Below are 25,299 nucleotides of genomic sequence, written 5' to 3' on the forward strand. Positions count from 1 at the left end.
GATGAAAAGCGTCCGTCCGGAAGCTGGTAGGCGTATGCCGGCCCGCTTCAAACCTCCACGGCCGTAAAGCCGGACTCGGCCAGCGCGTCCATCAGCTGCTGCTGTTTGACTTGGCCGGGCTGGTACTGCACGTACACCTGCTTCTGCGCCACCTTGGGCTTTACTTCCTGCACGCCGGGCAGCTTGGTGAGCTTGGCGCTGATGGCCCCGGCGCAGCCCTCGCAGACCATGTTGGGCACGCTGAACTCCACCTGGGCCAGCGTGCTGGCCTCGGGCACCACTTCCGTGCCCCGGTCCAGTTTAATCGAGCGGATGCGCAGGGTATTGAGCAGGATGGCAAAAATGCTGAATATCATGACCGCAATGGCCAGCACAGGGGTGATGTAACCGAGGGCGGCCAGGCTCATGCCCACCACGTTGAACAGCACGGCCACCAGCACGTTGCCGGTCATGGTGCGGTAGCTGGCCTTGCCCAGCACGAGGGCGTTGACCACGTCGTCCAGCCGGTCGCCGATGAGGATGACGCCGGCCGATTCAATGGCCACGTCGGTGCCCGCGCCGATGGCAATGCCCACCTCGGCCTGCGCCAGGGCGGGGGCATCGTTAATGCCGTCGCCCACCATGGCCACCTTGCGGCCTTGTCCCTGCAGCTGCTCAATGATGGCCACCTTGTCGGCCGGCAGCAGCTGCGCATGAATCTCGTCGATGCCCAGCGCCCGGCCGATGGCCTGCGCCGCGCCGTTGGCGTCGCCGGTGAGCATGACAGTGCGGATGTTTTTCTGCGCCAAGCGGGCCATGACGTGCTCCGCGCCCCGGCGGGGCGTGTCCTGCAGCGCCACCAGGGCCAGCACCTCGCTGCCCCGGGCCAGCACCACCACGGTTTTGCCGGCCGCGTCCAACGCCGAAATGCGGCTCTGCACGGCGGCACTAAACGTTACGCCACGCTCCTGGATAAAGCCAGGCTTGCCGGCCAGCACCTCCCCGCCGCTGACCAGAGCCGACACGCCCTTGCCCGGCGTAGCGCGGAAATTCTCGGTGGCCAGCTCCGCCGCGCCTTCTTTCTTGGCGAAGAAGCCGATGGCCTGCCCCAGCGGGTGTTCGCTCTGCCGTTCCACGGCGGCTAGCAGCGCCAGCGCGTCCATGCGCTCACCGTTGATGACCTCCACGTCGGTCACCGTGGGCCGGCCGTAGGTCAGCGTGCCGGTCTTGTCAAACACCAGCGTGTCGACAATGGACAGGCCGTAGAACACCTCGCTGGCTTTCACCAGCAGGCCGATGGAAATGCCCTTGCCGCCGGCAATGGCCGCGAGCATGGGCGTGGTGATGCCCAGGGCACAAGGGTAGCCCATGATGATGGTTGTGACCAGCGCCAGGGTGGCCTTGTTATAGTCGCCGGTAATTAAGGCCCAGGCCACAAAGGCCAGGCCCGCCACAATGAAAACCACGGGGCCGTAGTAGTTCATGAGCTTGTCGGCCAGCAGCTCCACCGGGGGCTTGCGCTCGGCAATCTGGCTCATGAGCCGCACCACCTGGTTAAGGAAGGAATCCAGCCCCACCTTGGTCACGCGCACCTGCAGCGCCCCGTCCAGGTTCAGCGTGCCACCGATGACCTTGGACCCGGCTTCCTTGGTGGCCGGCACCGACTCGCCGGTAAAGCTCGACTCGTCCACGCTGGCCTGGCCCGAGACGACTTCGCCGTCCAGGGGCAGCCGCTCGCCGGGGCGCACTTCCACGAGTTCGCCCACCGCCACGTCGCTGGTGAGCACGTCCACGGCCTGGTCGCCGCGCCGCACCCGGGCCCGCGGCGGCTGCAGGCTCAGCAGCTTACGCACGGCCTCGGAGGCCTTTTTGCGGGTGTCGAGCTTGAAGTAAGCGAAGAACAGGTGCAGCGACATCAGCCAGGCGGCCACGGGCAGGAAGTTGGGCCAGCGCGCATCCGTGAGCGACAGGCTGCCGATGATGAACGAGCCCCAGGCCCCGGCCGAGAGCAGCACGTTGGCGTTGATGACCCGCTGGCCCAGGGCCATGAGCGTCTTGCGCAGAATCGGGTAGCCCACCCAGAACAGCACCACCAGCGCCACCGCCAAACTGAAATAGCCGCGGGTCTGCGCCGGCAGGCCGAAGAGGTTCAAGGGGTCCACCAGCAGGTCAATGGCCGAGAGCACCATGCCGATGGTGCCGCGCTGCTTGATGACTTCAAACAGGTCCTCGTCGTTTTTGTACTGCTGCGTTTCGGTCGCCGAGACCGTGTAGCCCAGCTTTTCCACCGCTACGGCCAGCTCTTCCCGGCTCATCTGCGCCGTATCAGCCTCGACCAGCACGATGCCGTGCACGAGGTTCACCATGACGCTGTTCACGCCGGGGTTGCGCTTCAGGGCCGACTCGACGCTCATCGTGCAGAACGAGCACATGAGCCCCGAGACTTTCATTTGCACCATTTCAGTGGCCATAATTCAAGAACTTTAGGACTGCCCACCCCGTGCAGGGGCAGGCGTCCAGAGTGGACCCAGTGCCGACGCGGAAACCGCGCGGACAGGCCGGGGTAAGCAGGAAGGGGAATGATTAAGCGGGCTCGGTGGCGGGCACGGCCTGGCCAATGCCGGCGGCCTCCAGCGCTTCTTTGGTGATGCCGCCGCCCTGGCAGCAGGCCAGCAGCGCACCGTTCACGGACACCGCGGGCAAGGTTTGCACGCCCAGCAGGCGGGCCCGGCGCAGGGCGGGGTTGCCCGCTTCGGTGCCGGCCAGGTTGTGCGTGATGATGTCGCAGCTGGGGCAAGCGGTACTTTTTACCAGCTCCACCACGGGGCTGCACAAGGGGCAGCCGGCGGTGAATACTTCGATAATGCGTTTCATGGGGAAGGGGTTAGCGTATACAGTGAGACAAAGCTCCACTCACCCCCTGGGTGTCGGTCAAGACTTATTTTCATCTTTTTTTCCCAAGCCCCGCATTGTGCTGTTCCAGCCGCCCGCCAATCTCGCGCAGCTCCTGCATTTTCTGCGTCAACTCGCTTTCCGTCAGATTCGGAAACTGCCGCCGCAGCTCCTCAATGCGCCCCGCGTCCTGGCAGTCGCCGGGGCAGGCCCCTACCACGTCCACAATTTGCAGCGCTAGGCCCTTACGAAATACCTCGTCCAGCAGCAGGTGTTCGGCACTGCTCAATCCGTTGGTCACGGCCTTGAACTGAACCAGCACCTGGTCGGGCTCGATATTCTCCGCGTCCAGCATCTTGCCGATGCCCTGCAGCTGACCGGCGAGCATGTTGAGGCGGCTTTTCAGGTCGCGGGTAAGGTCTTTGGGCAGCATAGGTGTTGATTTTTTTGCAAGTACGAAGCCGCCGAGGGTGTCCGTCAAGGGCCCGCTGCTTTTTTGTCGTAGGGTTACCCGTTTGTCATTGACCTCCGCCAACAAGTGAACCCTTTTTGCGTACTTTAGCATTTGCTTAAATACAATAGTAGGCTTTTAGGCTTCTCGATGAATCCAACCCCCTGCGTTCGGGTCTTTGCCGACACCGACCACATTCAGCAGTGCCAACAGCGCCTGACCCAGGCCGCCCCCGCGCTTGGCTCACTGGCCAATGTCCTAGCGTTGGCCGGCAACGAAGTGCGCCTGCAAATGCTCTTTCTGCTGGCCGATGAGCAGCTGTGCGTGTGCGACCTGGCCGACGTACTCCAAATGACTATTTCGGCCGTGTCCCAGCACCTGCGCAAGCTCAAAGACGGCGGCGTGGTCACCGCCCGCAAAGTGGGTCAGACGGTATTTTACACCCTCAGCCCCGAACACCTGCCCGTGCTGCAGCCGCTTTTGGCTCGCCTGACTACTACCCAACCCGAACCGGCCCCATGAACAACGCCCCCGCCCAGCCCTCCAAATCGTTGTTTGGCGCCGGCCTGCTGGCCGCGCTGGCCGCTTCGCTCTGCTGCATCACCCCGCTGCTGGCCGTGGTCGGCGGACTCGGAGGGGCCGCCAGCTCTTTCGCCTGGCTCGAACCCTACCGCCTCTATTTGGTGGCCCTGACCGTGGCCGTGCTCGGCTTTGCTTGGTACCGCCAGCTGCGCCCCGCGCCGGCCGCGGCCGACTGCTGTGCTGTGCCTGCCCAACGTTCATTCATGCAGTCTACCGGCTTCTTGGCGTCCATTACGGTCTTGGCGGCCCTGCTGCTGGTCTTTCCCTACTACGGCGCCGCCCTTTACCCCACCGCCAAGCCCACTGTTTCCGTGGCCACCGCCCCCGGCGGCGCCCCCATCTGGCAAACCCGCACCTACCGCATCCAAGGCATGACCTGCGAGGCCTGCGCCCGCCACGTCGAAAGTGCCGTGCAGCAAGTGCCCGGCGTGCAGTCCGTGGCCGTTTCCTATGACCAGGCCACCGCCCAGGTGCGCTACAACAGCGCCCAGGCCCGGGCCGCCCAGGTCGAGAGCGCCATTAACAGCACCGGCTACCACGTCCAGAACCCCACCCGCTAACCACCGCCCCATGACGCCCACCCAACCCGTCACCCTTACCTCCGTGCTCACCTGCCCCGTCTGCCAGCACGCGCAGGCCGAGCAGATGCCCACCGACGCCTGCCAGTGGTTCTACGAGTGCACAAGTTGCCACACCGTTCTTAAACCCCTGGCCGGCGACTGTTGCGTGTACTGCTCGTATGGCTCCGTCCCCTGCCCGCCCATCCAGGAGCAGGGCAAAGGTGCCTGTGGCTGCTGCTAATCAACCTCTCACTGTCAATATTTTACCTTCTCAACTCATGAAAAACCTACTCCTTGCCCTGACATTATTTGCCTCCATCGGCACCGCTGCCGCCAACGACGGCAAGCCCGGCAAAAAGGCTAAGAAGGCCACCGCCGAAGCCAAGATGCAGTGCGCCAAAGACGAGAAAGCCGGCGCTGGCTGCTGCGCCAAGAAACTTGCCACGGCGGCCATCGCCACTCCGGCTACTCCGCAAGCAGCCAAGAAATAAGGGCCTTTCCTGGCGGCTGACCAGTAGAAGCTTGTACTTAGTGAAAAAGCGCTTGACTTTGGGAGTCAAGCGCTTTTTTGGTGGTGCTGGTTCAGCAGGCAAAAGGCAGGCAACGAAAAACAAAACACACAAGTTGTTGAGTCAAGGGCCTTACTTCTTTACCAGGTCCATGCCGCATTTAGGACACTTGCCGGGCTCGTTGGCAATGACTTCGGGGTGCATTGGGCAGGTGTAGGTTTCGGCGGCGATGACCGGGCCGGGGTTGCCGCCGGGCGTAGCGACGCTATCGGTCGCTGCGGCAGGGCTGGTAACCGTGCTTGTTTCGGCAGTGCGTTTGGTGTCCGAGCAGGACGTGATAAGGGCGGAGAGGCTGGTAAGGACTAGGCCAAGGAAAAGAAGCTTTCTCATGGGTTGGTATAGGGGTGATTAATAAACGAGCGCTGAACCGCAGCACCACAACGGGGTGGTAAGTACTAGAAAGTGACAGGCTACATGCTCATGCCGTTCATGCTGTCCTGCGCGCCCTGACGGAGTTGGTACTCGCTTTCCAGCAGGTAAGCACCGCTGACCACTACTTGCGCGTCGGCGCTCAGGCCTCCGGTTATGGTCACGCGCTCATCGGTTTCAGGGCCCGTGCTCACTTTGTGGCGGCGGAAGCGGCCGGCAGCATCCACTTGCTGCCACACGTAGCTGCCGCGGCTGTCGCGCAGCACCGCGTCCTGGGGCAGGGTCAGGGATTGGGTAGCGGCGGTGGTGCTCCGACTGGGCAGGCGCACGTTGGCCTGCATCCCCGGCTGCAGCCATCCGCCGGCGTTAGTTACTTGTACTCGCAGCAGTGTCACCTTGCTGTTGGCCTGCCGTTCGGGGCTGAGAAAGACTACCCGGCCGGCGTAGGTATCGGGCAGCCCGGCGACCTGCACCTGTACGGACTGACCCATCTTGATGCCCGAAACTTCTTCGGGGTAGAGTTGGGCTTCCACCCAGACCGAAGACAGGTTGGTGAGCGAGACCAGGAGAGTGCCCTCGCCCACGTACTGCCCTTCCGTCACGCCCACGGCCTGCACCAGGCCCGCCTGCGGGCTGTAAAACGTCAGCGAGGCAGTCGGCCGGCCCGTGGCGGCCAGGGCGCGCAGCTGGCCCTCACTCAGGCCCAGCAGCCGCAGCCTTTGGCGGGCACTGGCTATAAGGCGGCTGTACTGGTTACCACTTGTGCCCCCGGCCCGCTGTTGGGCCAAGCTAAGCACGTATTCTTGCTGTAGGGCCTGGAGCTGCTCGCTGTAGATGGACACCAGCGGGGCGCCTGCTTGAATGGATTCCCCGGTCTGACGCACGAACAGGCGTTCCACGCGGCCGGCCACCCGGCTACTCACCGTGCGGGTCTGGTTGGCGTTGGCCGTAATGGTGCCCGTGAGCAAGGTGGTGCCTGCGGCGCTTCCAGCGCTGCTGCCGGCGCCACCCAGCGCGGCCACGCGGATGCCCGCGAGCTGCTGCTGTTGCGCGCTCAACATGACTTCCGGCGCGGCAGCTGGCCCGCCAGCGGGGGCCGGCGTGGCCGGCGCCGCTTTGGCCGCTTTCACGAGGTCCATGCTGCAGATAGGGCATTTACCGGGCATGTCCCGGCTAATCTGGGGGTGCATCGGGCACGTGTAGTGCGTGAGTGCGGCTGCCGGCGTGACAGCTGTAGCGGGTTTGGCCGCCCCCTGCTTGGTAGCTTTTACCAGGTCCATGGAGCAGATGGGACACTTGCCCGGCTCGTCGCGCACGATTTGCGGGTGCATGGGGCAGGTGTAATAGGTGCTGGCGCCGTCGTGGGCGTGGGCGTCCTCGGGCGCGGATTTCTGACAGGCCCCGGCCCCGAAGGTGAGCAGGCCCGCCAGCAGTGCCAAGGCTATTAAGCGGCCCCGGCTCCAACGGGTGAGCAGGTTAAATGGCTTATTCATCGCGGTAGTCAGTTTTAGCTTGGGTGGAAGCGGCAGGTTGGGTAGCTGCGGCGGTTCGGGCGGTCTGCACGAAGCCTTCGCTGTCCACCAGAAACTGGGCGTTGGTGGCCACGGCGTCCTGCGCGCTGACGCCCTGCAGAATCTGCACCCGGTCGGCACTGCGTCGCCCAGTCTGCACCGGCACGGCCTGAAAGGCCTCGCCGCGGCGCACGAAGGCCACCTGGCGGTTGCCCAGGTCCACCACCGTGGCCCGGGGCAGCCACAGCCCGCCCGTGGCCGGCACGTTCAGGGTGCCCGTGAGCAGGGCGCCGCTGCGCAGCCGCTCGTCGGCATTATTCAGGTGCACCCGTACGGCCCCGGTGCGGGCCCCTTCGCGGAAGAAGGGCTCAATCAAATCGATGCGCGCCGTTAGGGCCCGCGCCGGGTTGTTTTCGGGCAGCACCCGGATGGTTTGGCCCACCTGCAGGGCGGTCAGCTCGTCGGGCCGGGGTTCAAACACGCCCCACACCTGCCGGGTGTTGACCACCCGAAACAGGGTCTGGCCCGTGGTCACGTAGCCCCCTTCGGTGAGCGTCAGGCCAGCTTCGGCCGGCATGGTTGCGGCCGCCGGGGTGCTGGCGGCGGCGGATGCTCCGCCTCCCATGGGGTCACCCCCGCCGCTGCTCATGCCGCCGGCCGGGGCCGGTGGCGGTGGAAGGGCCGCTCCGGGCTGGGCGGGCTGCTCCACCACGTACCCGGAATAGGGGCTGTAGATGGCCACGCTATACGCGGGCTTGCGGGTGGCGATGGTGCGGTTTATTTGGGCGTCGGTGAGGCCCAGCAGGCGCAGCTTCTGGCGGGCGCCGCGCAGCAGGGTGGTGTTTTGCGCGTCCTGGGTGAGGATAAAAATCAGCTCCTGCTGGGCCGTCACCAGCTCGGGGCTGTAGAGCTCCAGCAGCTTCTGGCCCTTGGTGACGGGCTGGTAGTTGTAGCGCACGAGCAGCTTTTCGATGCGGCCGCCGAAGCGGGCGGCAATGACTTCGGTGCGGCGCGTGTCGTACTCCACCCGGCCGGTCAGCGTCAGCGTGAGGTCGGGCGCGGCGGCGGTGGGGTACACGGTGGCCTGGGTGGAAACCACCGTGGCGTCGGGCGACTTAAGCAAATTCTGCAGACTGCCGCTGGCCGAGGCCTGAGCGCCGCCGCCCTTACTCTTTTTCACGAGGTCCATGCCGCAGATGGGGCATTTACCGGGCTTATCGCGAATGATTTGCGGGTGCATGGGGCAGGTGTACACATCCCCGGCGACTTCGTGGTTGGGCACGTCGGTGACACTTTCCTCCGAAGAGGAAGTGGCTGCTGAGAGCTTTTTATCGCTCCCGCAGGCGCTTAGCAGTACAGCCAACGGCAGGGCCACGAGCACGAGCCGGGCCCGCCGCGGGCTATTGTTCCAGCTCTTTTTCATATGCGATTTGCTGGGTGAGTTGTTGTTGCAGGTTGTCGAGGTATTCGAGCCGGGTGCGCTTGAGCGTGGTCCAGGCTTCGAGCACCTGGAAGAGTTGGCCGGTGTTCTGCTCGTAGGCCAGCATGGTGGCCTGGTAGCTGCGGCGCAAAGCCGGCAGGATGCGGCGCTCAAAGGCGCGGGTTTGCTCGCGGCGCAGCGTCAGGTCGGTTTGCAGGCTGGCCAGCCGGCCGCTGGCTTCGTTAAGCACATCCTCGCGCTGCTTGCGCAGGGCCTGGGCCTCGAAGCCCAGGGCGGCGGTGTTGGCCCGGTACTCGCGCGCGGCCCACGGCACCAGCGGCAAACTCACGGAGCCCATCAGGGTGAACTGGTTGGCCCCCGCGCCCAGAAATGGCATGTGGTCGAACTGCACCCCGAAGTCGGGCAGGCGGCGGCTGGCTTCCAGGTTTTGGCTCAGGCGCACGGTAGTCAGGGCCCGGTCCAGGCTGCGGATGTCGCTGCGGCGACCGGCCAGCGCCGCCGTATCGGCCGGCGCCAGGGCGAGCGTGCTGGCTGTCAGCAGCACTGTGGTGTCCACTGCGAAGGCTTCGCTGCGGGGCCGGTTCATGAGCGTGTTGAGCATGATTTGGTTTTGCGCGGCTAGGGCGTCGGCCTGCCGGTGGTCATTCAGGTGCATTTCCAGCCGGGCCTTAGCGTCGTAAATGCTCGGCAGCGTGGCCTGGTTGTAAGGGTAGCGCGCCTCGGCCAGCTTGATGAGGAAGCGCAGCAGCTCCTCGTTTTCGTCGAGCACGGCCAGCTTTTTGGTGAGCACGGCCTGCTCCACATAAAGGGTTTTGGCCTGGGCCCGCAGCTGGACCACCCGGTACTGGCGGTCGGCGAGCACCGCGGCTGACTGCGAGCTTAGGTACTCGCGCCGAGCCCGCTGCTTGGCCGGGTTGGGAATCATCTGCTCCACCGACACGATGGCCTGGCCCTGCAGCTGGTTGGGGCCAGCGCCGCTCAGCTCGCGGGCCTTGGCTTGGTTGTAGGGCGTCATCCAGAGGCCGGCGCTGACCTTGGGGGCTTCCCAACTGTTGTAGCCGGCCACCGCGGCTTCCTTGGCCCGGGCCTGGTAGGCGTACTGCTGCACGGCCGGGTTGCGGCGCTCCACCCGCTGCAGCACCGAGTCGAGCGGCAGCACGGGGCCGCCCGGGGCCGCCATATTCATGTCCTTGCTCATCTTTTGGCCGAAGGCCCGTTGCGGGCCCGCCGCCAGCAGGGAGACGATTAGTATTAGATTAAGCCAGTATTTCATGGGATGATGCTTAATGAGAGACTTCGAGGACATCGATTTTTCCGAATTTGCGCAGCTCGTACTCCTTGGTATACAGGAAGATGAGCGGCGTGACGAGGAGAATGTGGGTGGCCGAGGTGAACACCCCGCCTATCATGGGCAGCACGATGGGCAGCATCACGTCCGAGCCCGTGCCGGTGGCCCAGAGCACCGGCACCAGCCCGAAGAGCGACACCGACACGGTCATCAGCTTGGGCCGCAGGCGCTTGGCCGCGCCGTGAAACACAGCCTCCTGCAAGTCTTGCGGGCTGATGGTTTCCCGGGAGTTGCCTTTCTCGGCCACCAGCCGCTGCATGGCGTCGTTGAGGTAGATGACCATGATGACGCCCGTTTCCACGGCCAGCCCGAACAGGGCGATGAAGCCCACGGCCACCGCCACCGACAAGTTCACCCCGTAGAAATACACCATGTAGGCCCCGCCAATCAGGGCGAAGGGGATGGTGATAAGGCTCATGAACGCCTCCCGCACGGAGTGAAAGGCGAAGTACAGCGCCCCGAAAATCACCACCAGCACCAGCGGCAGAATCAGCTTGAGCGTGCGCTGCGAGCTAATCAGGTTCTCGTACTGCCCGCTCCACTCCAGGTAGTAGCCCTGGGGCAGCTTGCTCTCCAGGCTTTGCAGCTTCTGCATGGCGTCGTTCACGGTGCTGCCCAGGTCGCGGCCCCGCACGTTGAAGAGCACCGCGCCCCGGAGCTGGGCGTTTTCCGAGCTAATCATCGGCGGGCCCTCGGCGTAGCGGATGGTGGTGACGGCGGAGAGCGGCACCGGGCCGAAGCCCGCGCTCTGGATGGGGATGCGCTTGAGGTCCGCGAGGCTGTTGCGGTAGTCCTGGGCCAGGCGCACGTTGATGGCGAAGCGGCGCCGGCCCTCCACGGTGCTGGCGATGGGCGCCCCGCCGATGGCCGACTCCACTACCTCGTTCACCTGGTCCACGGTGAGGCCGTAGCGGGCCAGCTCGGGGCGGTTCATTTCGATTTCGAGGTACTTGCCGCCCGTCACGGGCTCCACGTACAGGTCTTCCACGCCGGGCACGCCTTTGAGGGCGGCGTTCACCTGGTTGGACACCTGGTTGATGGTGCTCAGGTTCTGGCCGTACACCTTCACGCCCACGTCGGTGCGGATGCCGGTGCTCAGCATGTTGATGCGGTTGATAATGGGCTGGGTCCAGCCGTTGACCACGCCCGGAATCTGCAGCTTGCCGTTCATCTCCTCAATCAGCTTGGCCTTGGTCATGCCCGCGCGCCACTGTTCGCGGGGCTTGAGCAGGATGATGGTTTCTATCATGTTGATGGGCGAGTTGTCGGTGGCCGAGCTGGCCCGGCCGGCCTTGCCGAGCACGCTGAGCACCTCGGGCACCTGCTTGATGATTTTGTCCTGCACCTGCAGGATGCGCTTCATCTCCGTGTTCGACACGTCGGGCTGGGCCACGGGCATGAACAGGATGGAGCCCTCGTTGAGCGGCGGCATGAACTCGGTGCCCAGACTCAGCACCAGCGGAATGCTGACCAGCAAAGCCAGCACGTTAATGGCCAGCGTGGTTTTGCGCCAGCGCATCACCCAGTGCAGCATGGGCGAGTAGATGCGCTCCAGGAAGCGGTTCAGCGGGTTCTGGTCCTCGGTTTTGAACTTGCCCTTCAGGAAAAAGGAGATGAGCACCGGGGCCAGCGTCACGGCCAGGATGGCGTCGATGATGAGGATGAAGCTCTTGGTCCAGGCCAGCGGGTGGAACAGCTTGCCCTCCTGCCCGGTGAGCAGGAACACCGGAAAGAAAGAGGTGACGATGATGATGGTGGAGAAGAAGATGCCCCGCGACACCTGCTTGCTGGAGGACTCGATGATTTCGAGCCGTTTGGTGTTGTCCATGTTATGCGGGAGTTGAGGTGGAAGGGGCACTGGCCGCCGGCGCGGGGCTGGCCGGGCCGGGGTCAAGAGAGTCGGTGCTTGTGGCGCCGCCCGACGTTTCGCCGGCCTGGTACTCGGCCAGGTTGCGGTAGGCGTTTTCGGTCATCACGATGCCGTTGTCGACGATGACGCCGATGGCCAGGGCGATGCCGGTGAGCGACATGATGTTGGAGGAAATGTCGAAGGCGTTGAGCAGGATGAAGCTCGTGGCGATGGTAATGGGAATCTGAATCAGGATGCTCAGCGCGCTGCGCCAGTGGAAGAGGAACAGCAGCACCACCAGCGACACCACCACCATCTCCTCAATGAGCGTGTGCTTGATGGAGTCCACCGAGTCCTGAATCAGCCCGCTGCGGTCGTACACCAGCTGAAACGAGACGCCCGGGGGCAGGCCGGCGCGGATTTGCTCCATCTTGGCCTTCACCCGCGTTATCATGGCGTCGGCGTTTTCGCCGTAGCGCATCACCACGATGCCGCCCACGGCCTCGCCCTCGCCGTTCAGGTCCATGATGCCCAGGCGGGCCTCGCCGGTCATCTGCACCGTGGCCACGTCCTTGATGCGTACGGGCGTGGTGCCTTGGGTGACGACGGGCACGTTTTCCAGCGTGGCCATATCCTGGATGTAGCCCGTGGTTTTGATGATGTAGCCCACGCCCGACTGCTCGAACTTGCGCCCGCCGGCCTCGTTGTTGTTGCTGCGCACGGCGGCCAGCACCTGCGGCAGGGTGAGGCCGTAATAAGTCATCCGGGTCGGGTCCACCGTCACCTGGTACTGCTTCTGGAAGCCGCCGAAGCTGGCCACTTCGCTCACCCCGGGCACGTTTTGCAGGCCGAACTTGACGTACCAGTCCTGCAGGGCGCGCTGCTCGCCCAGGTCCATGCCCGGTGCTTTCAAGGTGTACCAGAGCACGTGGCCCACGCCCGTACCATCCGGCCCCAGCGTGGGCGTCACACCGGCCGGCAGCAGGCGCTGGGCGTAGTTGAGGCGTTCGAGCACCCGCTCGCGGGCCCAGTAGATGTCGGCGTCGTCCTCGAAGATGAGGAACACGAAGCTCATGCCGAACATGGACGTGCCGCGCACGGACTTCACCTTGGGCAGCCCTTGCATGTTGGTGACCAGCGGGTAGGTCACCTGGTCTTCCAGGATTTGGGGGCTGCGGCCCATCCACTCGGTGAAGACGATGACCTGGTTTTCGGACAGGTCGGGGATGGCGTCGATTTTGCTTGCGCGCACCGAGTACGCGCCCCAGGCGAACAGCCCGGCGGCGAGCAGCAGCACGAGCCAGCGGTTCCGCAGGGAAAGGGAGATGAGTCGCTCAATCATAAGCTGATTAGCAGCAAGAAGATGGTAAGGCCCGGCCGGACCGGAAACCCCAGAGTGGGGACGTCGGCGGGGCGGACAGCCTGAGTTGGGGCCGGCTGCTTGGCAGCGGGCAAGCCAAAAAGCCCCACGACCAACTGGCCGGGGGAATTGGAAAGCAACCCGTATGCTAAATCAAAAAAGCGTGGCCGCGCACGTAAGCGGGGCACTCGGGCGGCGGGGCCGCGTGCGCCACGAGCTTGCTCGCGGGCTCATTGGTGGGATACGCCAGCAGGGCCAGCTGCCACACCAGCTGCAATACAGCCGGAGCCAGAGCCACGTCGGGCGCCTGCAGCAGGAAGTGCGTTGCCGTCAGCTTCAGGTCCTTGGCCGCGCTGACGACCTCTTGGTCGTGGCAGCAGCCGCAGTCCGGCTTCCCGGTATCCTGGCAGCAACAGTGCTTGTCGGCGTCGGGCGCTACCGTTACTGCCGTCAGGGCCTGCCCACAGAAGTGCATGCTGTACACCAGCCCGGGGCTGGACAGCAGGTAGCTAAAGAGCAGGAACAGGCTAACGTAGCGTTTCACGAGCAAAGCAAGCCGGAAGGGTCCCGGCGCATTAGCAAAGGTACGGGGTGGTCAAGAGGGAGTTTTACAGAATCCGGTTTAGAACTTATACAATTTCGAAGGCAGCGCCTCCCCTTGCATTACCTCGAATGCATTGTAAAGTTTTGGCTGGTTGGACGCACACAAAATTTATGGGCGGATGCCTGGGCGTTGAACTGATGGAATGAGTGGTAGCGAACCCAAGGAAGTGAGCAAGCACGTAGATGCAACAGCTCCTTGCCAATCATCATGTTCTATAAAGCTGGCTTAACATTGCTTTGCGCGTTTGTTTTGACGAGCGTTTCTGCACAGCACCTACCCGATAGCACCCGGGTCAGCGCGGACCGGCTGCTCGAATACTCGTTTGCTAACGACGCGTTTCTGCGAACCGACTACTACTACACCCAGGGCATGACGCTGCTGCTGGTAAGCCCCGCCCTGCAATACTCCCCCGTGAATCGAATTCTGGGACCCGTGCCGGCCGGCAGCACCCTGCACCACGGCATCCGCCTGCACTACGACGGCTTCACGCCCCTGCGCATCCAGGACCCGTTTATCCGGGTCGGTGACCGGCCCTACGCCTCGTATATCTACGCCGACCTGCTGCGCGTGGCCACGCACCCCGGACGGCGGCTGCGGCTAACGACCGCCCTGAACGTGGGCCTGCTGGGGCCGGGGGCGGGCGCCAAAGGTTTCCAAACCAAGTTTCACGAGCTGCTGGGAGCGCCCACACCGCGGGGCTGGGACTACCAGGTGCAAACCGACGTGGTGCTGGGCTACGAGGCCCGGGTGGAAAAGCAGCTGCTGGCCCTGGGCCGGGTGGCCGAACTCAACGGCGCGGCCGCTGCCTCGCTGGGCACCCTGCAGACCTACGCGGCCGCGGGCACCACCCTGCGGGTGGGCTGGCGCCAGCCCACGTTCGAAGGGCTGGGCGTCGCCGGCCGGGCCGCCCGGGGCGGGCACGGACGGGTGCAGGCCTACGGGCAGGCGCAGGTAGAAGGCCGGCTGGTGGGCTACAACGCCACGCTGCAGGGCGGGCTCTTCAACCGCCGCAACCCCTACGTGCTGCCGGCCTCCGCCGTGCGCCGGGCCGTGGCGCAGGGCACCGGCACCCTGGGGCTGGGCTACGCGGGCGTCCGCGTGGAAACGGCCCTGACCTGGGTTTCACCGGAGTTCACCGGCGCCCGCTCCCACCGCTGGAACACCATCAGCATCCGGGCCGCCTTTTAACAGGCACCCGTACCGCGGCCTTAGCCGGCGCCGCTTATATACGTACTCCTGCCCTATGACAGCCCGCCCAGTGCCGCGCTGGCCGCCTGCTCGTCCAGGTACGGGGAGGCATAGCCGGCATCCGACTTGTTGATGAACAGGGCCGCGCCGCCTTGCAGGCTGTCAATGATGGGCAGGTACTGGTCCAGGGGCAGGGCCGGGCAGCCCTGGCTGCGGCCCAGCCGCCCGGTTTGCTTGATGACGGCCTCGCTGACGTAGTCGGCCCCGTGGACCACGATGGCGCGGGCGGCGGCGTTGGAGTTGAACCCCTCGTCCAGGCCCTGCAGGCGCAGCGAGCGGCCGTGCTTGCCCACGTAGGTGCTGCCCGTGACGTAAAAGCCCAGGCTGCTCATGTGGCTGTCGGGGGTGTTGGAGAAGCGCGTGGCCTCACGCTGCCCGGTTTGGTTGCCGTGGGCCACGAGCGTGCGAAACAGCACCTTGTTGGCGGCCAAATCCAGCACCCAGAGCCGCTTCTCGGTGGAAGGCAAATCGAAGTCAATCACGGCCAGGCGCGGCGGCGCGGCCGGTGCCTGGCCCTGTCGACGCAGGTTGGGTGTTGTTAAACAAATAGGGGAAAACCTCCGACTCGTCCCATTAGGCTGACGCGTTCCGGCTCGGCTGCCGCTGTAGTTTGGCCAGGTAGTTTTTCAGCGAGAGGTACTTGCCGTACTTCAGGTGCACGTCGACGATGGTGGCCAGCGGCACGCCCAGCGCGTGCAGGTGCAGGATGCGCTCGCGGTCGGCATCGTACATCGACGGCTGCACCACGCCCTTGGGCTTGCCCAGCACGATGCCCTGCTCGCGTCGCGCCCGCAAGCCTTCCTTCGTGCGCTCGGAAACAAAGTCCCGCTCCAGCTCGGCCAGCATGGCGAAAATGGTCAGCAGGATTTTATGGGTCATGTCGCGGTGGTTTTGCGGGTCCAGGTCCAGGCCCTGCTTGACGAGAATCAGCCGACAGCGCTTCTGATGAATCAACTCCTCAATCAGGCCCAGCACCTCGCGTAGGGAGCGGCCCAGCCGCGAGAGCTCGGAGACGATGACCGTGTCGCCGGCGGCGACCTTGGCCAGCAGCTCGGGCAGGCGGCGCTGCCCGGCGGTCCTTCGGGAGGACATCTCCACCTCCATCCACTCGTCCAGAGTCCAGCGGTGCTCGACCAGGTAGCGGGCGATGAGGCTCTTCTGGCTTTCGGCCGATTGGGCGCTGGTCGAGACGCGGACGTAGCCAAAAATCATGGGCAAAACAGTCAGGTTAGCGATAAGGTAAATAGGCCTCGTAAAGGTACCGGTTTTCGATACCTTTACACGTACGTTAACGCTATCACTCGTGGGTAGGGATAACGGTCGTTAAGTCCATCGGTTTTCGCCCCCTCTATGGCCACGCACCTACGGATTCACCTGGGCAAGGAGCGCGAGCTCTACGAGCAGCCCCCGCTGGTGCCAGCGGCCGAGCAGGCGCGGGTCTTTGCCGTCCCGGATTGGGCGGATGCGCACCTTGCCCGGATGCTGACCCCGGCCAACCGCGTCGGGTTCCTCTTGCAGTGGGGCTACTTCCAGATTAGCCAGCGCTTCTACGTGGCCACTCGCTACCACGCGGCCGATATCGCCTATGTCGCCCAGCAGGTAGGACTTGGGCCCGCCGACTTCGACCCGCTGCGCTACGCCGATGCCCGGTACTACGCCCACCAGCAACTCGTGTGCGAGCAACTAGGCATTGCGCGGTTCGACGCGGCCGCGACGGAGCGGCTGTACCAGGAGGCCCTACGCCTGAGCAGTCAGCACCTGAAGCCCGCAGCGGTCTTCGATTACCTGGTGCTGTATCTGCACGAACACCGGCTGGAGTTGCCCACCTATTACACGCTGGCCGACGTCATTACGCGGGCCCTGCTCGCGTTCGAGCAACGGCTGCTCCACCGCTTGCAGCAGCACCTGCACCCAGCCGAGCAGCGGTTGCTGGACCGCCTGCTGGCCGCCGATGACCCCAACGAAACCGCCGCCGGGGAAACGGACGCGGACCGCCGCTACCCGCTTACCTTTCTTAAGCGCATCCACCAAGGCCTACGGGCCGGCGAAATCCGCGAACGGGTGACCCACTTCGCGTCCCTGCGGCAGCTCTTCGCGCAGTTGCAGCCGCTCTGGCAACGCCTGCGCCTCTCGGACCAGGCCATCACCTATTACGCCGAGTACGTGCTGCGGGCCCAGGCCGCGCAGCTCTACCGGCGCGACGAGCGGCGCTACCTCTACCTGCTCAGCTTCGTGGTGCACCAGTACTACGAGTTGGGCGACGCCCTGGTCGACACGCTGCTGCACACGGTGGCCAGCACGGTCAATTCCTGTAAGGAGCAAGTCAAGGAGACGCTCTACCAGCAACGCACCGCCACGCAGCAGCTCACCAGCCAAGTCACGGGCCGGGGCTACCGGCACCTGCAGGCCCTGACCCAGATTCGCGCCCTGGTCGATGCCCCCGACGTACCGGCCGAGCAGAAACTCGCCCGCATCGACGCGCTGCTGCAACGCCATCAAGTGACGGCCGCGCAGCTCAGCGAAGACCACGAGCACCTGGAGCAGCTGCGCGTGGCCACCGAGCAGCAGGCCGGCGAAGCCTTGTTTCACGAAGCGCTGGCCGCCGCGTCGTTGCGCCTACAAACCAAGCTTGGGGCCCTGGTCAAGGCACTCGTAGTCGACGAAGCGACCACCCGCGCCGACCTGTGGCGGGCCGTGTACTACTATCAGCAGCACGACGGGCACCTGGGCGCGCAGGTGCCGCTGGACTTTCTCTCGCTCACGCAACGGACCTACGTCCTCGACGCGCAGGGCCGGCTGCGAACCTCCCTCTACAAGGCCCTGCTGTTTCTGGAAATGGCCACGGCCATCAAGTCCGGCCAGCTCAACTTCACTTGCTGTTACCAGTACCGGGCCTTTGAGCACTACCTGCTGCCGGCCGCGCAGTGGGCCAAGCAGCGCGAAGCCTTGCTCGAACAGGCGGGGCTGAGTGCCTGGCGCGACTTTGCCACGGTGCAGGCCACGCTCCAGCAGCAGCTGCAGGCCCAGTTTGCCGCCACGAATGCCCACCTGACCGGAGCGGACAACCCGCACGCGCACCGCACCCCGGCCGGGCGCTACCGCCTGACCACGCCCCGCTTGCCGGCCGAGCAGCCGCGCCTTCCCGCCCACTTGTTTCCCCGCCACCGGGTCGTGCCCCTGCGCGAGGTGCTCACCAGCGTGGCCCGGCTGACGCAGTTTGACACGGCTTTCGGCTCGCTGCCCAGCAAGCACGCCCGCACGCCCCCGCCCTTGTCGCAGCTGCTGGCGGCCCTGGTGGGCCTGGGTTGCAACCTGGGCCTGCGCCGCCTGGCGCAGGTCGCGCCCCAAGTGGACGAAGCGGCCTTACAGCGCTTGGCCAGCACCCATTTCTCGCTTGACAACCTGCGCCAGGCCAACGAGCTGATTCTGGCGTTTACCCGCCAGCTGCGCCTGCGCGAAGCCTTTCGGCTCTCGCCGGATGTGCTGCACAGCAGCAGCGACGGCCAGAAATACGACCTGGCCGTGGACTCACTCGGCGGCAGCGCCTCCTTCAAGTACTTCGGCAACCGCCGCGGCCTGACGGCCTACTCTTACGTGGACGAAACGCTGCTCGTCTTCGATTCGACCGTGTTCAGCGCCGCCGACCGCGAAGCCACGCACCTATTAGAAGGCCTGCTGCGCCACGCCTTACGGCCCACCGACGTCCACTCCACGGACACGCACGGCTACACGGAGGTCATCTTCGCCGTGACCCGGATGCTGGGCATCGCCTACGAGCCGCGCATCCGCCAGCTCACCAACCAGCAACTCTACAGCTGGGAACCGGTGGCCGCCCACCGCCAGTTGGGGCAGACGCTGCTGCCCGACGCACGCCTCGACCCCGAGCGCATTGCCCGGCATTGGGACGAGGTGCTGCGCCTGGTCGTCACGCTCAAGCTGCGCCACAGCGAGGCCTCGCGCTTGTTCGGTCGCCTCAATTCCTATGCCCGCCAGCACCCGCTTTACCGGGCCCTGAAAGAGCTGGGCCGGGTGGTCAAAACCGAGTTCCTGCTGCGCTACGTTGACCAGGTCGAGCTGCGCCAGCGCATCCACAAGCAGCTCAACAAGGGCGAAAGCGCCCACCGGCTGGCCCACGCCGTCTGGCACGGGCGCAACCAGGAGTTCCACGCCGCCACCCGCTCCGAGCAGCTGGTGGCTGAGACCTGCAAGCGCTTGCTGATGAACGCCATCATTTGCTGGAACTACCTGCACCTCTCCCAGCACCTGGCCCGGTTGTCGCCCGAGCAACAGGCCGCCACGCTGGCCACACTCTCCCCCTTCGCCGTCCTCTCCTACCGCCACCTGAACCTGCACGGCGAATACGACTTCTCCGACCAGCCCCTGCCGCCTGAAGCCCCGTTTGACATGGAACTGATTGCCGCGTGGCAGCCGCCGGCTAAACCCGCTCAGGGCTGAGTCGGAGGATTTCCCCTATTTGTTTAACAACACCCTACCTCCGGCATAGCCGGTTCACTCTTCCTTCTTCGTTTGATACGTCCAAGACTGTCTACCAGAAGATAGCTGCTGGCATATGTCTGATCGATTTTTTCGTTTGTCACGTTTCTTGAACGGTCCTTGGCAAGCGTGACAAATGCAGATGAGATGGGATTACTACTCAATAAACACGGCTACTAGCGAGAAACTAAAAGTCAAGAACCCTCGCACCAATTTGAGAAGATGGTATGAGGGTTCTAGAGCATCGAACGAAGAAAAAGTACCGTTGAAATCCTCACAGTATAACTTCAACTGCATTAACGTAAGCTTATCACTCGCCTTCCCTATGCTTGTGAGGCTTTAAATTAGGATGTTTCGGTTGGTTTTCTGGAGTAACCCGTCTTCTTCTGTCAGGTGTGCCATCTTCTTTTTTAGGTTTTGGCCCCGGTTTGATTGCCATGATACAAAGTGTTTTTAAGGTGAGAAATCTTTATAGATCAAGCTATTGAAATATAGATACTTCTCACCTTAAAAGGAATGGGTTAAAGACAAAACTTTGGCAACCTGAAACTGCTGTCGCTTCTCACTGGATTTCGACCGACCAGCACACTTGGAAGTACAGCATAAGGCTGCTCGCCAGCCCGCAGGGTAGGAAACCATTAAAGAAATCGGCCATTGCACCGAGAATCAAGAATGGTAATAAAACAACCTTCAATAGCTTGTTCACACTCGCTATTGTCGTACAGCGGTCAAAGCGCTGATGGTGAGCTTGAGCCGTGCAGAGGTACGCATATTATCATTTTGCACAGCAAAATATAATCTTTTCGTCCCGGGCCGAATGATCAGTTCTCGCGTCTCCTGTGACCGGTTAATCCCCTGCTGATAGCATTGCGCGCTGGCAGGCATGGTGCCCTTCGTTTCATAGGTCGTGAATGGCACCGTTAACGCCTCATCATCGACGATAAAGAACCGGCATTTCGTTGTGATGCCTGGTCCGGGTTGCGTTTCGGAAGCTACTGCCTTAGCGCCCACAGAGAGTAACAACGCGGGTCCAGCTCCCGTGGGTGCTGTTGCCAGCGAAGCCATCAACGTCAAGGCTGTTGTCCAGTTAACCGGGGGCTGGTCCTCATCTCGAATATCGAACTTATAGACAACCCCGACAGTACCGGCTGGCAAATCGATTGGAATGACCTGCCGGGAGCTTCCGGTATTATAGTACGAATGAAGCTTTACGCCATCCGTGCTTAATACCTCCCGCCAGGTATAGGTCGTTTTGATTTCTTTGCCATTCTCCCGCCATTCCCGGTAATCAGGCTGCGCATTTCCTTTGACGAAGGTGCCTTTAAAATGAAGCTGGCCACTTTCATACCAGCCGGTGCACAGGCCGGTTGCCTGATCAGGACTTTCCTGCAGTAGCTTGCCTTCAAATTGCTTCTTCCACGAAGGATAAAAGTAGTCTCGCACTGTGCCAGTTGTGCGCCCTGCGGCATCATGGCGAGCAATACGCGCATAAATCCGATCTTCCGGGAGGGTGGTCCGCTCCCAGTCTTGATCGAAATACACCGTATCGGCGGGTGGGAGTGGCGCACTTGCGGTACGTTGACCAGCAACAGGAAGCGTTGCCGTGAGCAGGAAGGATAGAAGGGGGTACGAGTTGCGCATCGAAAATTAATACTGAGAGCGGTAGCCTCAAGGCCCTAGCAGGTTACTGGACCCGTTCAGCGAGGTAGTTGGGCAATCCCACTGGTCAAGCGCTGATAAAAGAGTGTAACATCCGGTAGAAAGTCGGTATCATCCAGCACGCGCTCCAGCGCGCTTTCCTGCACGAGGCCTTCGCCCGTGGCGGCGGCTACCTGACAATGGTACAAGCGGTAGCGGTACTGGCCGGTTGGCTCCAAACGCGCTAAAAAAATGAACGTGAGCGCCACACTGGGATGTCTGCCTGGTATGCCCCCTACTTTCACCCAGGTAGAATCCCTGCCCCAGGTTTCGGGTAGGTCTGCTGTTTGCTGGGAAAAATGCTGCGTGAACCACTTCTCCAGGTCCATGCTCATCGCTCGCGCTGAATAGGTGCCACGGGCTGATTTGGGCAGCCTATTCGTCCCTGTAAACTCAACGGACCCGGTCCGAGCGTTTAACGGCCAAGGACCAGATGCTGACTGCGCGCGAGCCGGCACTGCCAGAAGCAGGAGCATTCCTCCTGCAAGCGCTAACCAAAGCCGTTGCCTTGGGAGACGGGCCTGATCGGAAATAAAGAAGTGCGTATTCCTCATCGGCATAGACGATGCACGAGCGAAAAAGAAAGGACGAATGATGTCTAGCTGACCGGGCTTTCTAACAAGGGAGCGATAAAGCGGCTGTGTCGGCTGCCACACGAAGCGAAGAAGCCGCCGCACGCTGTTTTTAGCGTGCACCCCTGGCAGGCATCCAGATAGATATTCTTCCAGTCCGAGATCGACTGCCGGGAAAACTGCCATAAGGCAGGGGGCAGGATACACAGCTGGTGATTGTAAATCGAGACATGCATGCGAAAGGCCGCCAGAAACTCAACAGCCTCTAGCAGCTCCTCCATGTAGTCGACCGGATCGATCCAGAGTTTGTCAATATTATGCGGTGTATAGCCGGTGTTTTCCAGCCCCATAAAGGTGACGTGCTCGACAAAGGGTAAATTTTTGTAGATAAAATGAGCCAGCTTGACTAGTCGTGGAACAGACAACTTATGCAGGACGATTCGTATCTCAATCCGCTGATTCACGTTGGCCAGGTTGTGCAGGCCCCGCACGGTCTGATCGAAGGCACCTGGCGCCTGCACGATATAATCGTGCAGGTGATAATGATCGGCGTACAGAGGAATACCCAGCATGAGTTGCGGCAGTGCTAACTCCCCCAATCGCTCGGCGAAAGAACGGAGCGCGAACGTGCGGCCATTGGTGAGGCAGTGCAGCTCCGTTTCGGGTAAATGCTCGTCACACAGGGAAAGCAACTCGAAGAAGTTCTCCCCCAGCAGCGTTGGCTCCCCTCCGGTAACACCTAGCTCCGGACAATCCTTGGGAATCAAGGGCAGCAGTTGACGGTGGATGTCCATGAGATAGGGTACATCATCGCGGTCTTTCGGCGGCTGCGAGCACATGAGGCAATTACTGTTGCAGCGCTCCGTGGCCAGCAGAAAGTTCTGGGTAGAGTGTACCCGGTACTGGGTGTTGATACTGCCACTGGCGTCCAGCGAGACGATATCCCCTTCCTGCAGGTGATCTAACGAGAGAGCACCATAGACGGTAGGGATGGCCCAGCGGGAAGGTGCCTCCAGTGCCGTACTGAGCACGGCTCCAAACGCAGAAACGTGAGCTGGGCTAGTCGCGTACTCGCCCGTAATCAGAAAATGCTGGGAGGAAGCGTTGCTCGGGTCACGCGTGACCTTACCGACCACAGGGCTCGTTATATGAAGCGCTTTACCGCGGGTTCGTAACATACAAGGCTTAATTGAAATCAGCTACCCAGCTGCGGAAGATGCGTGTGATGTGCGGATCGGCATCCATCAATTCAAAGAGGTAGCGGATGATTTCCATGTTCTTTTGGCAAAACACACTGGTGGGTCGATAGCCGTACATATCGCCCTGGGTGGCGTAATGCAAAACCGGGTCGGCGCCACAGTAGGACTGAAAAGCGCATTCTGAACAGCCGGCCAGCGATTCATTGGCCCATACCTCGCTAATCTGAGCAGCCTTTTTGCCGTAGAAAATCTGCTGATAGGAATGAGTGTCCAGGTGGCCCAGAAGAAATTCGTAGTTCTTCATCTCCGCCAGCATCCGCGCCTCATCGGAGGCATAGATGTTGCCGTCGTAGTTGAAGACAACCACGCTGTTCAGTAAACCGGCTGGCGACTGCAGATCCACGTAGCCAACAGGAAAGGGCGTTAGGATCTTGCGCAGAATGATCGTGGCGTAATCCTCCCGAAAGAAGTTACCCTGAAAGTTGTAATCCAAGATACGCGCCAGTGCCGTTTTATAAAAATCAAGGAAACGATCCGTATCGTACTTGTTCTTCTTATCGCTGCGCAACGCAAAGCCATAGGGGGAAATAGGCCGCAGGAAGATGCTGTTAAAGCCTTGCCGGATATACTCGTCGACAATCTCTATCGGGTGTTCCAACGACAGGGTCGACGTGGTCATCAGGGCCGAAACCCGATCGTGTCCTAACGCTGCCCGGGCGTTGGCAATGCCTTCTACCGTCAGTTGGTAGCTATTGCGTTGGGGCCGGTGCCGATTAGCATTGTGCAGGGACTCAGGGCCATCAAGTGAGGTGGACAGTAAGATGTTATGCTCCTGGCAATAGACTAACATCTCCGCCGTAAGCACTGCCAGGTTCGTGCAAATAACAAACGTGATCTGCTTGTCATGCAGCTGGGCTTGCGCAGTGGCCTTTTCCACGCCATACACAATCGTCTCGAAGGCCAATAAGGCTTCCCCGCCCTGAAACTCCATCGTGACATGCGGGTTTGGGGATTGCATCATCAAAGCGATGCCTTTATCCAGGTGCTCCCGCGACATGTTAAAGGCATCCTTGTCGGCCGTGACCCGGGATACCTGACAGTAATGGCAGGTATGCTCACAGCGCAGGGTCACCACGAAGATGTGCAAGGCCGTGAAGGCGTCGAGAAAGGACTTTTTGGTACGATACCGCGTGGCCAGCACATCCAGCAACGGCAAGTCCGCCGAATCACAGAGGATAAAGTTTGCCAGCAGGTCCGCGTAGAGCTCGCTATCGCGTTGACGATCCAACTCTCGGGTCACCAGCCGACGGACAGTACCACGGGGTACCAGGACAAAATCACCGGCCTCACTGACAATCACTTCTCGATCAGGAGTCACCACATGAAACCGGAAGGGAAGCAGCCGATACGAAGTTTCCGCCTGCACGTACTGGGTAGCGCCCTTAAACTTGCGCGTCGCCCGGACCACATTGGGCATACTAGGCTTGTTTTCCATCAGAATAGTGGAAACCGACCGGATCTGCTAACTCCGTGCGTAAGGGTTGCTCGCTGTCGTAATGGGCAAATGCTTTGGCAACAAGCAGCTCGCGCACGATCTGCGTTTCCTGCGTGACCAATTCCCGTAGTTTAAAGTCTACAAGGTCATTCTGAATACGGCTCAGCAGCGCTTGCGGAAAAGAAGGGGGGAGGGGCTTTCCTTCCGGAACGGTTAGCTGGACGCGCGTTCTGGTGGTTTCGGCTTCAATCGTTACCTGGTAGTCGCCCCCGTACCAGTAGAAGCACTTGTAGATTACGGCTTCGCTATACGTGGCGCGATCAAGCAGAACCGCTACGGCAGTCGCTGAGGGATACGAAAACTCCATCATTAATACACGCTGCGTAGTGCCGTCACCGTTTGCGAACCAGCAATGCCATCCTCTTTAAATCCTTTGCTTACCTGGAAGAGCTTAATGGCCGCCTGGGTAATCAGATCAAACGTGCCAGTCGCTTTTACGCCTGGATAGCCCCGGGTAACCAACAATTGCTGGAGCGCTTCGACATCACTCCCCCGATCGCCCAGTTTCAATACCCTCTCCCCCAGGGTATAGTAAGGAAGAGCAGTAGTTGAATACGTGCCTGTACCCGAGTAATTGGAAGCAGGAGCAGGACTGCTGGGGGTAGAGGAAGGGGTAGTTGAGGGCGTATACGAAGGGCTTGGTGTATACGCAGGCGTATAGGAAGACCCTGAAGAGGAAGGCGTGTAGCTCGAGGAGGAATAATGAGAGCTATGGGAGGAGTGCGAGGAGTGCGAGCGGTGGGAGCTGTGGGAACGGTGCGAAGCATGCATCATCGCCTTGCTTTTACTTGGATCTGCCACATTCAATCGCAAGACGAGTTGCGATTTGCGTTTGGTTGCGCGCAATCGCTCAATAAAAGCATCATCCAGCGATACGGTAGCCGACTCACGGACGGTACCGGCCTCGACGCGCGTGGAGGTAAAAGCCAGTAAACCCGTGTATAAGACCATGAATGTCTTGGCCATTAAGGCCATGAATCCATCTTCCTCATAGTAGTTGTCTTTCATAAACAGTAGG

24 protein-coding genes are annotated in these 25,299 nt (G+C 62.1%); 6 read left to right on the top strand and 18 right to left on the bottom strand.

Annotation, left to right across the window (positions count from 1 at the left end):
- Positions 1–47: 47 nt before the first annotated feature.
- The 3 genes from E5K02_RS23305 to E5K02_RS23315 form a co-directional block, all read right to left on the bottom strand.
- Positions 48–2,450 carry a heavy metal translocating P-type ATPase gene (locus E5K02_RS23305; RefSeq protein WP_135398543.1) on the bottom strand — a complete coding sequence of 801 codons (2,403 nt, stop codon included), beginning with the start codon at positions 2,448–2,450 and terminating at the stop codon, positions 48–50.
- Positions 2,451–2,562: 112 nt separating this feature from the next.
- Positions 2,563–2,853, bottom strand: coding sequence for a glutaredoxin (locus E5K02_RS23310; protein ID WP_135398545.1), 291 nt, complete (start codon positions 2,851–2,853; stop codon positions 2,563–2,565).
- A 70-nt stretch (positions 2,854–2,923) separates the two neighbouring features.
- On the bottom strand, positions 2,924–3,304 hold the full coding sequence (locus E5K02_RS23315; protein WP_135398547.1) for a metal-sensing transcriptional repressor: 381 nt from the start codon (positions 3,302–3,304) through the stop codon (positions 2,924–2,926).
- Between the two features lie 168 nt (positions 3,305–3,472).
- Here E5K02_RS23315 and E5K02_RS23320 point away from each other — a divergent pair, with 168 nt between their 5' ends.
- From E5K02_RS23320 to E5K02_RS23335, 4 genes are read left to right on the top strand one after another with little or no spacing between them, the layout of a single operon-like run.
- Entirely contained in the window at positions 3,473–3,844 is a 372-nt protein-coding gene (locus E5K02_RS23320; protein ID WP_135398549.1) for an ArsR/SmtB family transcription factor, read from the top strand.
- Complete coding sequence (merTP, locus tag E5K02_RS23325) at positions 3,841–4,464, top strand: mercuric transport protein MerTP (protein WP_135398551.1); 624 nt, start codon at positions 3,841–3,843, stop codon at positions 4,462–4,464. Before E5K02_RS23320 ends, merTP begins: the two co-directional genes overlap by 4 nt.
- A 10-nt stretch (positions 4,465–4,474) precedes the next feature.
- Complete coding sequence (locus tag E5K02_RS23330; RefSeq protein WP_135398553.1) at positions 4,475–4,705, top strand: GDCCVxC domain-containing (seleno)protein; 231 nt, start codon at positions 4,475–4,477, stop codon at positions 4,703–4,705.
- Between the two features lie 37 nt (positions 4,706–4,742).
- A complete protein-coding gene (locus tag E5K02_RS23335; RefSeq protein ID WP_135398555.1) occupies positions 4,743–4,955 on the top strand; it encodes a hypothetical protein in 213 nt (70 codons plus the stop codon).
- 150 nt (positions 4,956–5,105) lie between these two features.
- On the opposite strand, the gene E5K02_RS23340 is transcribed toward E5K02_RS23335, so the two are convergent.
- From E5K02_RS23340 to E5K02_RS23370, 7 genes are all read right to left on the bottom strand, one after another.
- Positions 5,106–5,363 (bottom strand): heavy metal-binding domain-containing protein, encoded by a 258-nt coding sequence (locus E5K02_RS23340; RefSeq protein ID WP_135398557.1) that lies wholly within the window; start codon positions 5,361–5,363, stop codon positions 5,106–5,108.
- 80 nt (positions 5,364–5,443) lie between these two features.
- On the bottom strand, positions 5,444–6,895 hold the full coding sequence (locus tag E5K02_RS23345; RefSeq protein WP_135398559.1) for an efflux RND transporter periplasmic adaptor subunit: 1,452 nt from the start codon (positions 6,893–6,895) through the stop codon (positions 5,444–5,446).
- Positions 6,888–8,336: an efflux RND transporter periplasmic adaptor subunit gene (locus E5K02_RS23350; protein ID WP_135398561.1), complete on the bottom strand. Its 1,449-nt coding sequence runs from the start codon at positions 8,334–8,336 to the stop codon at positions 6,888–6,890. The genes E5K02_RS23345 and E5K02_RS23350 overlap by 8 nt, the downstream gene beginning before the upstream one ends.
- On the bottom strand, positions 8,314–9,627 hold the full coding sequence (locus tag E5K02_RS23355; protein ID WP_167856561.1) for a TolC family protein: 1,314 nt from the start codon (positions 9,625–9,627) through the stop codon (positions 8,314–8,316). The genes E5K02_RS23350 and E5K02_RS23355 overlap by 23 nt, the downstream gene beginning before the upstream one ends.
- Positions 9,628–9,637: 10 nt before the next feature.
- Positions 9,638–11,530, bottom strand: coding sequence for an efflux RND transporter permease subunit (locus E5K02_RS23360; RefSeq protein WP_135398565.1), 1,893 nt, complete (start codon positions 11,528–11,530; stop codon positions 9,638–9,640).
- A 1-nt stretch (position 11,531) separates the two neighbouring features.
- Positions 11,532–12,893 (bottom strand): efflux RND transporter permease subunit, encoded by a 1,362-nt coding sequence (locus E5K02_RS23365; protein ID WP_135398567.1) that lies wholly within the window; start codon positions 12,891–12,893, stop codon positions 11,532–11,534.
- Between the two features lie 166 nt (positions 12,894–13,059).
- The gene (locus tag E5K02_RS23370; RefSeq protein WP_135398569.1) at positions 13,060–13,455 is read right to left on the bottom strand and encodes an HYC_CC_PP family protein; all 396 of its coding nucleotides are present in this window, start codon (positions 13,453–13,455) and stop codon (positions 13,060–13,062) included.
- 267 nt (positions 13,456–13,722) lie between these two features.
- Between E5K02_RS23370 and E5K02_RS23375 the strand changes: the two genes are divergently transcribed.
- Complete coding sequence (locus E5K02_RS23375) at positions 13,723–14,703, top strand: lipid A deacylase LpxR family protein (protein ID WP_135398571.1); 981 nt, start codon at positions 13,723–13,725, stop codon at positions 14,701–14,703.
- Positions 14,704–14,756: 53 nt separating this feature from the next.
- Here E5K02_RS23375 and E5K02_RS23380 read toward each other — a convergent pair whose 3' ends face one another.
- Both E5K02_RS23380 and E5K02_RS23385 read right to left on the bottom strand, forming a co-directional pair.
- A complete protein-coding gene (locus tag E5K02_RS23380; protein WP_135398573.1) occupies positions 14,757–15,311 on the bottom strand; it encodes a murein L,D-transpeptidase catalytic domain family protein in 555 nt (184 codons plus the stop codon).
- A 25-nt stretch (positions 15,312–15,336) separates the two neighbouring features.
- Entirely contained in the window at positions 15,337–15,975 is a 639-nt protein-coding gene (locus tag E5K02_RS23385) for a recombinase family protein (RefSeq protein ID WP_135398575.1), read from the bottom strand.
- A 138-nt stretch (positions 15,976–16,113) separates the two neighbouring features.
- On the opposite strand from E5K02_RS23385, the gene E5K02_RS23390 reads away from it, so the two are divergent.
- A complete protein-coding gene (locus tag E5K02_RS23390; RefSeq protein WP_135398577.1) occupies positions 16,114–19,218 on the top strand; it encodes a Tn3 family transposase in 3,105 nt (1,034 codons plus the stop codon).
- 750 nt (positions 19,219–19,968) lie between these two features.
- Here E5K02_RS23390 and E5K02_RS23395 read toward each other — a convergent pair.
- The 6 genes from E5K02_RS23395 to E5K02_RS23420 form a co-directional block, all read right to left on the bottom strand.
- Positions 19,969–20,898, bottom strand: coding sequence for a toxin-antitoxin system YwqK family antitoxin (locus E5K02_RS23395; RefSeq protein WP_135398579.1), 930 nt, complete (start codon positions 20,896–20,898; stop codon positions 19,969–19,971).
- 56 nt (positions 20,899–20,954) lie between these two features.
- Positions 20,955–21,134: a hypothetical protein gene (locus E5K02_RS23400; protein ID WP_135398581.1), complete on the bottom strand. Its 180-nt coding sequence runs from the start codon at positions 21,132–21,134 to the stop codon at positions 20,955–20,957.
- A 419-nt stretch (positions 21,135–21,553) separates the two neighbouring features.
- Positions 21,554–22,705, bottom strand: a complete 1,152-nt coding sequence (gene hxsC, locus E5K02_RS23405) for a His-Xaa-Ser system radical SAM maturase HxsC (RefSeq protein ID WP_135398583.1) — start codon at positions 22,703–22,705, stop codon at positions 21,554–21,556.
- A gap of 7 nt (positions 22,706–22,712) precedes the next feature.
- On the bottom strand, positions 22,713–24,221 hold the full coding sequence (gene hxsB / locus E5K02_RS23410) for a His-Xaa-Ser system radical SAM maturase HxsB (RefSeq protein ID WP_206026010.1): 1,509 nt from the start codon (positions 24,219–24,221) through the stop codon (positions 22,713–22,715).
- A complete protein-coding gene (gene hxsD, locus E5K02_RS23415) occupies positions 24,205–24,591 on the bottom strand; it encodes a His-Xaa-Ser system protein HxsD (protein ID WP_135398585.1) in 387 nt (128 codons plus the stop codon). The genes hxsB and hxsD overlap by 17 nt, the downstream gene beginning before the upstream one ends.
- Positions 24,591–25,289, bottom strand: coding sequence for a peptidoglycan-binding domain-containing protein (locus E5K02_RS23420; protein ID WP_135398587.1), 699 nt, complete (start codon positions 25,287–25,289; stop codon positions 24,591–24,593). The genes hxsD and E5K02_RS23420 overlap by 1 nt, the downstream gene beginning before the upstream one ends.
- Positions 25,290–25,299 lie beyond the last annotated feature (10 nt).

This window comes from Hymenobacter metallicola, from assembly GCF_004745645.1.
GTDB lineage: Bacteria > Bacteroidota > Bacteroidia > Cytophagales > Hymenobacteraceae > Hymenobacter > Hymenobacter metallicola.